Here is a 13,349-nt window from a genome sequence, read left to right as displayed (position 1 = left end):
ATTAATTCAACCAATAGTCAGAATCATCAACCAAGGTTAAGCGTTTTTGAATGCGCCATGATTGATCATAACCTTCTAATCTGACTTCCCAAGGGCCTGAAATATTTTGTTTAAGTTCAATACGGTAAATACCATTCGCATCGGGAGTCACTATTTCACTGAAATCTTTTGAGGCAATAGTAGGGTGAAAAAAGCCGACACTTAAGGCTGCTAAATACTGCTCGCCACCTTCTTGCTTAATTTCAACATATTCATCATCAAATCTAAGGGCATAGTTCATGCCTAATTTTTGTGCTTGCTTAATTTTACGTAAATCTAAATTAATCGCTTTTCCTTCCTTATAATAGTCATCCGACACTAAGGGATCTTTATTATCAATAGCCAGCATCAAGAGATTAATACTCGCGACAACCGCACACAAAGGTAAAACAATAAGAAACCAAGGCCAGAACTGCTTATACCAGGCTTGTGGTGATGACATGATACTATCCTTCTATAAATAACGTTAAAACAAAGATATAATTAATATATATATCAAATAAAACAGCATGTTGATAACAACGGCTGCTTAAAAAAAAGCCCCCGACGTCATGTCGAAGGCCTTATCCTTTGGCGTAAATAAAAATGCGCCTTAGTTACTCTTTATCATCTTGATGTGACAAGCTGTAAACATAAGCGGTGATCACATGGACCTTTTGCTCACCCAATACCTCTTTCCACGCTGGCATCACACCGGTGCGACCGTGTTTAATGGTTTGTTCAATGGCACCTCGACTGCCACCATATAACCAAGCGTTATCAGTGAGATTAGGTGCTCCCATGAATTTATTACCCGAACCATCCATTCCGTGACAAGCAAAACAGCCTTTCATGAAAGAACCTTGACCTTGTGCAGCCAGAGCAGCATCATGTTCACGACCGGATAGCTTCACCACGTATTCGGCTAAGCCTTTAATTTCACTATCTTCTATTGGCAGTCCGCCTTTAGGAGGCATCATACCGTTTCGGCCATTCATGATGGTGGTTTTAATGGTGGCTAAATCACCACCATATAACCAAGAGTCATCGGTCAAATTAGGGAACCCTTTACTGCCTCGCGCATCCGATCCATGACACATGGCACAGTTTTGCAAGAAAAGGCGACCACCAACTTTAAGGGCTTCTTTATTTTTGACTAATTCTTCAAGCGGCGTATCGGCATAAGCTTGGAAAATAGGGCCAAATTGTTCATCAGCATGCTTAACTTCTTGATCGTACTGTACCCAACGTCCTTCTTTCGCTGCTTGGATAACAGCAGCTTTTGACTCTTCAAGAGTACGAACACTTTGGTTAGCGCTAGACCAGTTGAATAAGCCTTTATAGTTCCCCATACCAGGGTAAAGGATTAAATAAATTACACTGAAAACAATAGTAATGTAGAACATATAGCTCCACCACTTGGGTAGTGGATTATTAAGCTCTTCAATACCATCAAAAGAGTGACCCATCGACTCACCTTCTTTTACGCCTGTGGTGTTTTTAGTACACACACGCAATAAAAAGATACAGCCTAAAATCACCACTGTTGTGAGTATACAAACCCACAAACTCCAGAAGTTTGTCATTACATCTGCCATTACTTATGCTCCCCTGCGTTTGTCGCTTGGCTTGGTTCACTTATTGTTTCTTCGTCAGAGAAAACAAGGTTAGCAGCATCGTCAAAAGCGGACTTTTGACGTGAACTGTATGCCCAAGCAAAGATGCCAACAAAGGTCAACATAACAACCAGAGTAATTATCCCCTGTAATGTACCGTAATCCATTATTCGCTCCTTATTTCAATGCGTGTCCAAGCGATTGCAAGTAAGCAATCAGAGCTTGTAGCTCTGTCTTACCTTCAACAGCTTGTTTTGCATTGGCAATTTCTTCATCGGTATACATATCATCGTTAGGGTGTAAACTGCGTAAGATACTCATTTTCTTACCGGTTAATTCACCATCTAACGTATTTTCTGCAAGCCAAGGAAAGCCAGGCATATTTGATTGGGGCACCACAGCACGAGGATCAATTAAATGCACTTCATGCCATTTATCACTGTAACGACCCCCAACGCGAGCCAGATCTGGACCCGTACGTTTGGAACCCCACTGAAAGGGGTGATCCCAAACCGATTCTGCCGCAACAGAGTAATGTCCATAACGTTCTGTTTCCGCGCGTAGTGGACGGATCATTTGACTGTGACAGTTATAACAACCTTCACGGACATAGATGTCACGACCTTCTATTTGCAACGCAGTATAAGGGATCTGTCCGTCAAGCGGCTCAGTGGTATCCTTTTGAAATAACAGCGGTGTAATTTCGACAAGGCTACCAAAACTGATGGCTATCACGGTAAAAATACCTAATAAACCGATATTTTTCTCTACGAGTTCATGATTGAATTTCATCAAATCTCTCCTTAAACAGCTTTGGCTTCAGCCAAGGCGGGTAAAGAATCTTTAGGCGCCTTAACCGTTCGAATAACGTTATATGCCATGATGAGCATACCCGTTAAGAAGAAACAGCCGCCGATGAAACGCACGAAATAGAAGGGATAAGAGGCTTCTAAACTTTCAACAAAGCTGTAAGTTAATGTGCCATCAGTATTCACTGCACGCCACATTAACCCTTGCATGACACCTGAAATCCACATGGAAACGATGTATAAAACGGTGCCAATAGTGGCTAACCAGAAATGCACATTGATTAAACTCGTGCTGTACATGCGACCATGATTAAACAAAACAGGAATCAGGTGATACAAGGAACCAATAGAGATCATGGCTACCCAACCTAATGCACCAGAGTGAACGTGTCCAATGGTCCAGTCAGTGTAGTGAGACAGGGCATTGACAGTCTTAATGGCCATCATCGGCCCTTCAAACGTCGACATTCCGTAGAAAGAGAGTGAGACAACTAAGAAGCGAAGAATGGGATCGGTACGGAGTTTATGCCATGCACCTGATAAGGTCATAATACCGTTGATCATTCCGCCCCAAGAAGGTGCAAATAAAATCAGTGACATCACCATGCCAAGTGACTGTGTCCAATCGGGTAGAGCAGTATAGTGAAGGTGATGAGGGCCGGCCCAGATATATAAAGCAATTAACGCCCAAAAATGCACTATCGATAAACGATAAGAGTAGATAGGACGACCCGCTTGTTTAGGTACAAAATAATACATCATACCTAAGAAGCCTGCTGTCAGTAAGAACCCGACGGCATTATGGCCATACCACCACTGAACCATCGCATCAACGGCACCACTGTATAAGGAATAAGATTTCCATAATGTCAGTGGGACAGCCATAGAGTTCACTATGTGAAGCACTGCAACTGTAATGATGAAGGCACCAAAAAACCAGTTGGCCACATAAATATGTGATGTTGTGCGTTTAATAATGGTGCCAAAGAAAACCGTAGCGTAAGAAATCCATACTATGGCAATGGCGATATCAATGGGCCATTCCAATTCAGCATATTCTTTACCTTGCGTGTATCCTAAAGGTAATGTGATCACTGCTGCGATAATAATGGCTTGCCACCCCCAAAACGTAAAAGCGGCCAGTCTTGGCGCAAATAAACGCGTTTGACAGGTACGTTGTACGATGTAGTAAGAGGTTGCGAATAACGCGGAGGTACCAAATGCAAAAATAACGGCATTGGTATGAAGTGGGCGGAGTCGACTATAGGTCAACCAAGGTGTTTCAAAGTTTAGCTGAGGCCAGATTAGCTGAGCTGCGATTAACACACCGACAGACATGCCGACAATTCCCCATAACACTGTGGTTAGGGCAAACTGTCTGACGACGGTGTAATTGTAATCAGCGCCTTTAGGCTGGGAATGGTTCATCATATTGCTTCCACTGCTTATTACTTATTATTTATTGTGAGAATAGAGACGAGCTCAATTCGGTAAAAAATGACAAAATTAACACTTAAAAGTTAATAAAAAGTTTCAATTATGCCAGAGTGTAACCTAAGGTTTACAATTAGCCCTTAGGGTGCGCTCATGATACTGTAGCCATGTTAAAAAAGATAGGAATTAGGGGGTGTTAAAAGTTGATCTGGATCAAGCTACTCAATAGAATGTTATCCATTTCATCAATTGAGATGAAAAATGACCATCGAGGTTTGATAATATTTTAATGAAATTGGTTATTGTTACGACAGTTTGTTTCTTGTTGTTAGCCTGTAAGGATAAAGAAAATCCAACGGTGACTTTTCAGCCTGATCCTGATGTATGCCATTTCCAAACATCTGGTTGTCAGAAAAGCCTTGATGATATTGCCGTCGCGTTGACATTAATATTATCAAGGCCTGATGCCCCAAGCGAAACCCCTTTTGAATTCAGCTTATCCACTAACCAAGTTGTGGAAAATGTGACTATGCGTTTAGAAGGGAGAGATATGTTTATGGGAGTGATCCCGATAAGACTGACTCAAATAAGTGATAAGGATTATTCTGGTCATTTATTGTATGGGAGTTGCAGTAGTGGTTATATGGTTTGGAATGCCATTGTAACATTTAATTATTTAGGCCGACATCATGAGGTGCTTTTTGCCATTTTAGCGGATAATGTAAAGTAAAGTTTGACTGTATAAATTATGATGTAGATTGACGCCAATGACACAATGTATCTTGAATATCTTGTAGCTTATAAGGTTTGAATAAAATATCGTCCATACCTGCTTTGATACATTGTTCACGCTCAGTCGATGTTGTCCCCGCAGTAAGGGCGATGATGGGCTTATTATAGCCTTGATGACGTAGGGCTTCTGTTGCAGTAAAGCCATCCATAACAGGCATACGACAATCCATTAAAATAATGTCAAAGTTATCTGATTTGAGTTGTTCTAATGCCTCTAGGCCATTATCGGCAAATTGAGGTGTGAGTTTGAGCTTTTTTAGCATCAAATTAATGATCATTTGGTTTGTTTTGACGTCTTCGACGACAAGAATTTTCATTCCTTGTAAAGAGGTGTCGGTTGTTTTTTCCTGATGATGATTTTTATCTTGTTTATTGGCAATCGCTAAGGGGAGTTTGACACTGAACGTGGAGCCTTTACCTAATTGACTGCTGACATGAATATCTCCTCCCATGAGTTGAGACAGCTTTTTGCAAATAGACAGACCTAAGCCGGTGCCTTCATGGGCTTTTTTACTGGATAAGTCAATTTGACTAAACGGCTTGAATAATTTATCCAGATCGGAGGCTTGAATGCCAGAACCTGTATCGGTAACAGCAAAGATGAGATGATCTTCTTGCCAGTCAAACTCCACCTTTACACTGCCTTTTTCGGTGAATTTAATTGCGTTACCAATCAAATTGACACAGATCTGTTTAATCCTATCGACATCACCAATGAGCCATATTGGAATATTCTCAGTACAATTAACAACAAATTTGAGCCTTTTATCTTCTGTGGAATGATTAAAAATCGACAGCAATAAATCGGCGACTTCTTGTACCTTGAACACACCTTCAATAAGCTCAAACATATTCGCATTCATTTTACTGTAATCGAGTAAATCGTTAATGATATTTCTGAGTAATTCTCCTGAGCTGTTTAAGGTTGAAAGTAGTTTTCTTTGATTATTTTCCAGTGATGTATCTGCCAATAACTCAGCACTACCAAGCAAGCCATTTAACGGTGTTCTGAGTTCATGATTGATCATGGCTAAAAAGCTTTGTGTTGCTTTTTCTGATTCTTCTGCTTGTTTTCTAGCATTGACTTCTTCAATCAAAGTCAGGTGGCGTAAGAGTGCTGCGGTAAGGGTTTCACCAATCAGGGATAAAATTTTTTGAACTGGTGTTAACCAGCTCTCTGTCACTGCGATCCGACACCCCATATAGGAATCGACTTGATTGTCTAACGCCACCCAAAATAATTGATTATTTTTATCCCAATAAGGGCTTTCGGTGATCACACTATCAGGCAGTGCCCAAGTCTGTTTGCGCCCGGCACTGCAGCTATGCTCAAAATGAATAATGTCATTGGTTTTTAACTTAATATGGATATGCATTCCTGATATTGATTCTTCATCAACTAATTTGTCGATAAGAGTCTGTAATAATTGAGGCGTGGGAGAATGCGTTAAAAACTGCCGACTAAAGTGCAGTAAGGTGCTGTCCATTTTGGCTTTAAAAGCGAGTAATGTTGAATCATGTTCCAGCTTTATTTCTGCGTTATTTAAGGCTTCTTGCAATTGTACATTTGCATTGTAAAGCTCTAGACTTTTTGCTTCTAATAATTTTTCGGCAGCTTTTCTTGCCGCTTTTTCTCGAGCAATTTTCTTATTCAGTAATGCGTTATTTTTTTCTAAATCCATTTTACTAAACTGACAGTTTGTCAACGGTAAAGCGCATGTGGGAACCCAGTTCATCAACCGGGACCATATCGACTGCTATTTCTTCGTTGAAGTGTGCCGCACAACCTTTAATTAAACCGAGACAAACGTGGCCCATACAACGTGGTGAAAGGTAATCCATAATAAGTTGAGTAGGGGATACAGAGATAAACTCAAAAGTGGGCAAGGTAGCATCAGGATAGAGTTTCCTGACTTCAACATGGATAAAAGTTTCAACATGTTGGATAAAATCAATCGTATTGGTGATATTATCAGTTGGAATAGGCAGGCCTTGCATCAATGTCGTAAAGGCTTTTTGTCCAAAGACTTCTTGTAAGTCGCCAACTGGGACATCAGTTAATTGACTGAGTATAATAATCATTTTGACTAATTTTTTATGATCATAACTGCCTACACTCGTGTAAACACCATCGTCATCGGCTTGAGTAAGCATCTCTTCACAGACTTCTAAACCGAATGCTTCTTCTACCACTTCAAAAAACTCGGTAAAAATGAGTCCTTTCATTCTAAACTCCTTTTAAACATATTTCATAATAAAACATGACTTAAGTATTGTTGGCAAAATAATGGACGTCAATGCTCAACCTTCTAAGAGAAATATTCAAATTGTTTTACTTTTTCAGAGTAAAGCGCACATGTGCCCCTTTATCGTCCATAATCTGTAGTGTCATCGCTATTTTTTCATTGAAATACTCGGCACATCCTTTTAATAACCCAAAGCAAATATAACCCATGCAGCGAGGGGAGAGGTAATCCATAATTAATTGATTCGAAGATATAAAAATGAAATTAAATTGTGGCATAGTGGCGTGAGGATACAATTTTTGTGCCTCGTGGTGAATGTAGGTTTCAACATGAATAACAAAATCAATAGTATTGTTTATGCTACCTGTTTTAATCGGTAGGCTAGAAAGCAGTGGTAAAAAGACCTGTTGACCCGTAAGTTCTAATAAATCTTGAGGGGAAATGCGCGTGAGCCGACTCAGAGAATTGATCATGTTGAAAAGCCGATGATGAGAATAGCTTTCGGTTTTAATGAAGAGGCCATCTTCATTAGCTTCTTCTTTCATAGCCTCGTATAGTTCGATGCCAAAATTGGTTTTTATAACGATTATCAGTTCAATAAAAATAATGCCTGTCATAGAAGTCCTATTGCCATTTTATGTCAATGTTAAGAGGGCGTTTAAATAAGTATTATGTCTTCTATAGTGGAGATCAAAAAAATAGTCACATAGATGGTATTTTGTACTGTAATGGCATGCCAGTAGTTTTTAATTAACTTTTTGTTTTTATATGGAAAAAATATAAAATAAGCTGCTATAACACTATTACTTTAACGGTTTAAATTCTATAATAAAGTTACTCCTTTTTAAAATCTAATGAGCAATACTGCCTATGGAATTACCACCTGTCATGCCTCTTTTCGATAGTCATGATTTTTTATTGTCGGGAAACGCTATTGTTAATCAACATATTACTCAGGTTTCTCTGCATCATGTACACGATGCGGGAATTCTAGTTGAACATGCCAGTGATTGGCTATACGAGCAGAAATACAATGAAAATAATTATAAAGCGTACCGTAGTGAATTAACCACTTATTTTCATTGGTGTTTTGATGTATTGAAACGATCTCCAATATTGATAGGTCGCAGAGAAATTCATCAATATGTAGAATATTGCCAACATCCACCAGAAGCTTTAATTGCTTATTATAATGTTCCGCAATTCAAACTTGATGAAATAGAGGCAGGGGAGAAGGAGCGTGTACCAAATCCTCAATGGCGGCCTTTTTTAGGCAAGAAAAAAATGGGAGATATTCAACCTTATCAGTTAAGTGATAATGCCTTAAAAACTAAAATGGCTATTTTATCTTCATTTTATGGGTATTTGATGAGTGAAGACTATTGTGAACGCAACCCAGCACAAGCTTGGCTTAATAAGAGCCGGTTTTCTTCAAAGAAGAAATATCAACGGGATCCAGAAGACATATCTCAATTAGCCTTTACAGAATTACAATGGTCTTATGTTATTTCAACTATAGAAGAATTAGCGATAGAACAACCGAACATATACCAAAGGAACTTATTTTTAATCAAACTCATATATTCTTGCTATTTACGTATTTCTGAAGTAGCAGCAAGGGCAGGGTATTCCCCCATGATGAGCCAGTTTCAGCAAGATAGGCAAACAGGGATCTGGAGTTTTTATATTCCTCAAAGTAAAGGGGGTAAACAAAGAAGTGTTGCCATTTCTCATGCATTATTAAACGCATTAGTGAGTTATCGTCAGTATTTAGGTTTAAGTGATTACCCCAGCCCGCGTGAAACGCAGCCATTGTTTATTCGACATAAAGCGGCGGGTAGGGGACGAGACAGTGGTATTTTAAGTGCTAACCTCGGCATTCGGCATTTACGTGATGAAGTGCAAAATATCATTCATTTAGCGGCCGATAAAGCCGAGAGTGAAGGCTTTGATGATGATGCAACCGATATGCGCACGTTAACGGTGCATAATATTCGTCATACAGGGATCACTCACGATATTAATTTAAATCACAGGCCATTATCTCATGTTCAGGCCGATGCCGGTCATGAAAGTATTGATACCACATCTCAATATTTACACACGTCAAAAACTGAACGTCATGAAAGCGCAATGAATAAACCGTTAAATCACCTCGATGGCATTGAATAAATTGGCGTTGCTTTAACATGATCTTTTAATGCCGATAAGTATCATTATCGGCATTAAATCCAATAATGAATTGGTTTAAGGATATTACCAATATTTGTGCTGTTTATGCTAATATATTGAATTTTTATTCAGCATATTACACTCTATATATCAAGAGATGCTAGTGAAAGAATAGAAAGACATGAAAGCATTTGTAATTATGCTTTTTGGCTCTAGTACCGATAACACCTAATGGCACAGAATGGTATCGATGAATAAACGTGCTCTTGGTATTGGATCATGATGAGCTTCATCAGTTTCAGGGATCTGCTCTTAAAATACAATTGAACCTAGCTTCGTTATCATTAGTTTCGATTTCTTTTGAATTAATAAAAACGCGTTTAATGGACAAGCCACAGGTTTTAGGTACATATTTTTCAAGGAAAAATAATTTACTCTCAATATCTACATCTACACGAATGTTTAAAAATTAAATGATGGCGCCATATCTTTGTCTAGCTATATGAATGAAGCATTGGCTCGTGGGATCATTCTTTTGATTAGAATGCATTGATAGTCACATCGCGTATAAATGAACAGAGACTGCAAAGTTGTTATCAATATACTTGAAGCTAACATCGATTGGCTGAGTCATCAACCGAACATGAATCAAGTATTGATCCATGTATTATATTGTCATTTATAATAGTTATAGTGAAGCTCAATGATATTCATATACCTGTTTTAACGACTCTTTATTGCTAATATACATTGTGCGCACAATGTATATTATGTTAAATAGAGCGTGGTTAGAAGTCAGTAAGTTTATATGCGTCTCTAAACTAACCGTTCATAAACATTGCGCTCTCATAAAATGATTTTGTGCATCCTTCTCCCTTGTTATCCTTTCCCATCCTTGGGCTTGAGATCGTTATGCAACAGATCGTTATGCAACCATTTGCTGGTACATGTCTTGTAATGCATACACATCTCTGGGCGTTCTACCGCATGATTATGGCCTTCGTTTCTGACAGCCAATACCGCATCGCTAACGCTTTTTGTGACTTCAGTGCTGTCATCTTGATAATAATGATAGAAAAAAACGCAAAAAAAACGCTCAGTCGGTGATGAAAACGACTGAGCGTAAAAAGAGGTGCTGAAAAATAGTGCACTCAAAGTAAGGACGTGTATTAGACCTTAATTATATTCTTATCACCATCAGGTTAACACCTGAAAGACTTAAGTCGTATAGCGTTTTGTCGTATATTTGGTGATATATTTTCTATACCTAGTAGATTGAATATATCATGGACGATGAATAAAAAAATCCACTTGGTCGATGATGAGAACCAAGTGGATAAAAAGAGTACACTGATAATGGGTTAAGGGTAAGCAGTCAGCGCCTCTAAAAGGGAGTTTCAGTTTAACATTCTTATTTTTTAATAACTTTAGCTGCATAAAAATACCATTTTAAAACGTATTTTTATGAGAGGGAGAAATGAGAACATGCTACAAAAAACTCAGCATCTTATTAGATTGTAACATGTTCTTCGACTTACAAAGTCACCTCTTAATGATTAGCGAGATAAATAAACTGCGGCAACACTCTTATCTGCACTTTGATTTAATAAACGAATGGTTAATCCGTATTGAGGTACATTTCGGCCTGCATCAGGGATCACTGCATGAACATAATCTCGGTGATCTTTAAAGCTCCGTTTTGCACTAATATGATTATCTCGCATTGTTTTACCCAGAACCTCATCTAAATCAAGAAATAACCTTTCATGGCGACTAATCGTTAATGTGGCATCATGGATTTGATATCGTGTATCAGCCACTTCGCCATCACTCCAAAATAAGGGTGTTTGATCCATATCAACGACGCCTAAGAACCCTTCGCCAGGATGAATGCCGACCCAGTTATCACGATATTGACCATCAACATACCAAACCAATAAACCTTCTTCGTAACGCATGGTTTCACCGCGCACATTAAGATGCCCTAAGCCACTGTCTACGCCTTGATGTGTACGCCACTCCAGTAAATAATAGTGCTCAGATAATTGAATCCCTGTATCTGCACTAAAGCCTGCGAAGGAGAAGGCTTCATTGTCGCTGTCATCTGCATTGGCTTGTAAAATAACGCCATTATTGGTTTCGACAATGACATCATCTATATACATTCCCGCATTAATGGCAGCGACATCTGTTTGATACAATAGTCCTAATTGTATTTGTTGGCCTGCGAAAGCCGTTAAATCAAACTCCGCATCAACCCAGCCTTCTGACTGACCTGTGATCCCATTGCCGTTATTGGCACCATTTGGATCGTCATTAGTCGTCAAGTTGCCTTCAATGTAGGTTTTTCCTTCACTGGTTTCAATCACGAGATAAGCATAATCATAATCAATTTCAATATCATACCAAGTTTTAAATTTAACAATGGCCGATGTAGCATCACTAAGATCAACCGATGTCCACATTTCATTATTCAAATCATTATCGGCACCACTAAAGTAAGTATACTCACCACTGACAGGGGTGGTGATAACAGTTTCTTTTTGAGGTAAATCGATACGAATCGCATCGAAGTTGGTGCCTTTGCTGACCGCTTGGTCAAGTAAGCCGATAACGCCATTTTGGGGAATATCGTTAATATCGATTTTGGCTCCTTTTAACCAATTTCCCCCCAAACTATGCTGCAGCATTTCTTTGGCGTAGGCACTGAAGCCGCTTGGCTGAGTACCACCAATCTCCCCTGCCCAGCTTCCTGAAGACATTAATGACCAATAGGAAACAGGCTCACCCTTCCCTGTGTAGTTCGTGTCGTATTCATCAGGTAAGCCTAAATCGTGAGCATATTCATGACTAATGACACCAACAGCACTATCTATAGGTGCAATGGTATAATCATAAGCGGCCATTAAGCCACCCCAATAAGGAATATCAGTCGTTGTGCCTTCGATGGCAAACACATTTCTTAAATTTGAGCGATGTGCCCAAATGGCATCTTCCCCGATTTGCCCGCCACCTGCTTCTTCACCGACACTCGAGTGAAATACCATGACATGATCAACCAGACCGTCAGCCTCCCAGAGATCGCCATCACCATCAAGATCATACCTGTCTTCAATATCAAACTGGCTTAAATCGACACTTGGATCCATGCCAACAGCTGCCAGTCCTTCCCGCACTAAACTCGCTGCATCACCATCGATATTGTTACCATAATAGGCGGCGGGTTGACTGGCCATATACCATCCAGCCACATCACCTGTGAGGGAATAACTGCCACCTGATTGTGATTGATACATTTGATTAAAAGAATTGGCATGGAAACCATTTGGTGCAATCCAGCCATTTTCACCAAATAAGATTTGGCGATAATGATCTTGATTGTAATCTTCATAATACATATTGCTGTCTTCAGGCAGAATACTGTTATGCGGAAAATCAGGAAACTCCATTAAAATGGCAAGCACACGGCCTTCACGTGTTTCACCCTCATAGCGCTCTTCGACCATATTTTCTGGGCGATATTGACGCCCAGAGCTCAACTTCCCATCCATGCTAGAGTGTCGATGGGGGTTTTTACGTTTTTGCCTCACTTTGGGTTCCATGTCAAACAGATCTGTTTCTTCAGTTTGACGTAAACGGCGTTTCTGTTTTTCTTGTTGTTGACGTGAATTCAAATAAGTTTTAAGCGCGATTTCAGCTTCTGAAATAGAAGCGTTATGGGCAATTTTTCCCGATTTTTTTAGCATGTCAATGAGACGTTGTTCGTCTGCAATGACCATATCTAATGGTGTTGATGATAGAGTATGAGGAGCTGAAATGGCAGCACTTGGAATGATAGCTAATGCCACAGCAAGAGACAAAATGTTCTTTTTGATCATAAAAATGAAATCCTTTCTTTCTGCTTTATGCCTATGCCCCTTGGCCACTTCTTCTCACCAATATGAAAGAGTGGCTTAAGTCACAGGAAAGTGATTGTTTTTTATTCTACTTAAATCATGCTGTGCTCTTTTTGAGCAGATAAAAAAGACTACATTAGCTTTAGCTGTGTTGCAACAAATTAAAAACATATATTTAACAGGTGTTTGTTTGATCGTGTTTATGTTGATACATAAAAGAAGAGAATGACTGAGGTACAATTCATTTTCCTTTAAATGGAGTCAACTGCATGTTGCTTTTAAATTTATATATAACCCTACCTTAATGGGATAGAACGGTAAAAAACCACCATTTTTGTGACAAAATAAGCAGAAAATTGATTTTAT

General features: G+C 39.2%; 11 protein-coding genes. 2 read left to right on the top strand and 9 right to left on the bottom strand.

Annotation, left to right across the window (positions count from 1 at the left end; all coding sequences use genetic code 11):
* Position 1: 1 nt before the first annotated feature.
* The 5 genes from Q0779_RS16705 to ccoN all read right to left on the bottom strand — a co-directional run bounded on the left by Q0779_RS16705 (position 2) and on the right by ccoN (position 3,874).
* Complete coding sequence (locus Q0779_RS16705; RefSeq protein WP_298774246.1) at positions 2 to 481, bottom strand: FixH family protein; 480 nt, start codon at positions 479 to 481, stop codon at positions 2 to 4.
* 154 nt (positions 482 to 635) lie between these two features.
* Entirely contained in the window at positions 636 to 1,604 is a 969-nt protein-coding gene (ccoP, locus tag Q0779_RS16700; RefSeq protein ID WP_298774287.1) for a cytochrome-c oxidase, cbb3-type subunit III, read from the bottom strand.
* An 11-nt stretch (positions 1,605 to 1,615) separates the two neighbouring features.
* The gene (locus Q0779_RS16695; protein ID WP_298774245.1) at positions 1,616 to 1,801 is read right to left on the bottom strand and encodes a cbb3-type cytochrome c oxidase subunit 3; all 186 of its coding nucleotides are present in this window, start codon (positions 1,799 to 1,801) and stop codon (positions 1,616 to 1,618) included.
* Between the two features lie 10 nt (positions 1,802 to 1,811).
* The gene (gene ccoO / locus Q0779_RS16690) at positions 1,812 to 2,426 is read right to left on the bottom strand and encodes a cytochrome-c oxidase, cbb3-type subunit II (protein WP_298774244.1); all 615 of its coding nucleotides are present in this window, start codon (positions 2,424 to 2,426) and stop codon (positions 1,812 to 1,814) included.
* An 11-nt stretch (positions 2,427 to 2,437) separates the two neighbouring features.
* Positions 2,438 to 3,874 carry a cytochrome-c oxidase, cbb3-type subunit I gene (gene ccoN / locus Q0779_RS16685; RefSeq protein ID WP_298774243.1) on the bottom strand — a complete coding sequence of 479 codons (1,437 nt, stop codon included), beginning with the start codon at positions 3,872 to 3,874 and terminating at the stop codon, positions 2,438 to 2,440.
* Positions 3,875 to 4,166: 292 nt separating this feature from the next.
* On the opposite strand from ccoN, the gene Q0779_RS16680 reads away from it, so the two are divergent.
* Positions 4,167 to 4,607 (top strand): hypothetical protein, encoded by a 441-nt coding sequence (locus tag Q0779_RS16680; RefSeq protein WP_298774242.1) that lies wholly within the window; start codon positions 4,167 to 4,169, stop codon positions 4,605 to 4,607.
* A 16-nt stretch (positions 4,608 to 4,623) separates the two neighbouring features.
* Here Q0779_RS16680 and Q0779_RS16675 read toward each other — a convergent pair whose 3' ends face one another.
* The 3 genes from Q0779_RS16675 to Q0779_RS16665 form a co-directional block, all read right to left on the bottom strand.
* A complete protein-coding gene (locus Q0779_RS16675) occupies positions 4,624 to 6,351 on the bottom strand; it encodes an ATP-binding protein (protein ID WP_298774240.1) in 1,728 nt (575 codons plus the stop codon).
* Positions 6,352 to 6,355: 4 nt separating this feature from the next.
* Positions 6,356 to 6,895 carry a heme NO-binding domain-containing protein gene (locus Q0779_RS16670; protein WP_298774238.1) on the bottom strand — a complete coding sequence of 180 codons (540 nt, stop codon included), beginning with the start codon at positions 6,893 to 6,895 and terminating at the stop codon, positions 6,356 to 6,358.
* 106 nt (positions 6,896 to 7,001) lie between these two features.
* A complete protein-coding gene (locus Q0779_RS16665) occupies positions 7,002 to 7,532 on the bottom strand; it encodes a heme NO-binding domain-containing protein (RefSeq protein ID WP_298774236.1) in 531 nt (176 codons plus the stop codon).
* A 253-nt stretch (positions 7,533 to 7,785) separates the two neighbouring features.
* On the opposite strand from Q0779_RS16665, the gene Q0779_RS16660 reads away from it, so the two are divergent.
* Positions 7,786 to 9,087 (top strand): site-specific integrase, encoded by a 1,302-nt coding sequence (locus tag Q0779_RS16660; protein WP_298774235.1) that lies wholly within the window; start codon positions 7,786 to 7,788, stop codon positions 9,085 to 9,087.
* A gap of 1,556 nt (positions 9,088 to 10,643) precedes the next feature.
* Here Q0779_RS16660 and Q0779_RS16655 read toward each other — a convergent pair.
* Complete coding sequence (locus Q0779_RS16655; RefSeq protein WP_298774234.1) at positions 10,644 to 12,965, bottom strand: immune inhibitor A domain-containing protein; 2,322 nt, start codon at positions 12,963 to 12,965, stop codon at positions 10,644 to 10,646.
* Between the last annotated feature and the right edge of the window lie 384 nt (positions 12,966 to 13,349).

The organism is uncultured Shewanella sp., from assembly GCF_947491715.1.
Classification (GTDB): Bacteria; Pseudomonadota; Gammaproteobacteria; order Enterobacterales; family Shewanellaceae; genus Shewanella.
The sequence above is the reverse complement of the archived record's forward strand: the minus strand, read 5'-3'. Positions and strand labels throughout refer to the sequence as shown.

What these genes read in the sequence shown, in the direction of transcription:
- Q0779_RS16660 (WP_298774235.1), top strand. Translation starts at nt 7,786, where the DNA reads ATGGAATTACCACCTGTCATGCCTCTTTTCGATAGTCATGATTTTTTA.
- Q0779_RS16705 (WP_298774246.1), bottom strand. Translation starts at nt 481, where the DNA reads ATGTCATCACCACAAGCCTGGTATAAGCAGTTCTGGCCTTGGTTTCTT.
- Q0779_RS16675 (WP_298774240.1), bottom strand. Translation starts at nt 6,351, where the DNA reads ATGGATTTAGAAAAAAATAACGCATTACTGAATAAGAAAATTGCTCGA.
- Q0779_RS16680 (WP_298774242.1), top strand. Translation starts at nt 4,167, where the DNA reads ATGAAATTGGTTATTGTTACGACAGTTTGTTTCTTGTTGTTAGCCTGT.
- Q0779_RS16670 (WP_298774238.1), bottom strand. Translation starts at nt 6,895, where the DNA reads ATGAAAGGACTCATTTTTACCGAGTTTTTTGAAGTGGTAGAAGAAGCA.
- Q0779_RS16695 (WP_298774245.1), bottom strand. Translation starts at nt 1,801, where the DNA reads ATGGATTACGGTACATTACAGGGGATAATTACTCTGGTTGTTATGTTG.
- ccoP (WP_298774287.1), bottom strand. Translation starts at nt 1,604, where the DNA reads ATGACAAACTTCTGGAGTTTGTGGGTTTGTATACTCACAACAGTGGTG.
- ccoN (WP_298774243.1), bottom strand. Translation starts at nt 3,874, where the DNA reads ATGATGAACCATTCCCAGCCTAAAGGCGCTGATTACAATTACACCGTC.
- Q0779_RS16655 (WP_298774234.1), bottom strand. Translation starts at nt 12,965, where the DNA reads ATGATCAAAAAGAACATTTTGTCTCTTGCTGTGGCATTAGCTATCATT.
- ccoO (WP_298774244.1), bottom strand. Translation starts at nt 2,426, where the DNA reads ATGAAATTCAATCATGAACTCGTAGAGAAAAATATCGGTTTATTAGGT.
- Q0779_RS16665 (WP_298774236.1), bottom strand. Translation starts at nt 7,532, where the DNA reads ATGACAGGCATTATTTTTATTGAACTGATAATCGTTATAAAAACCAAT.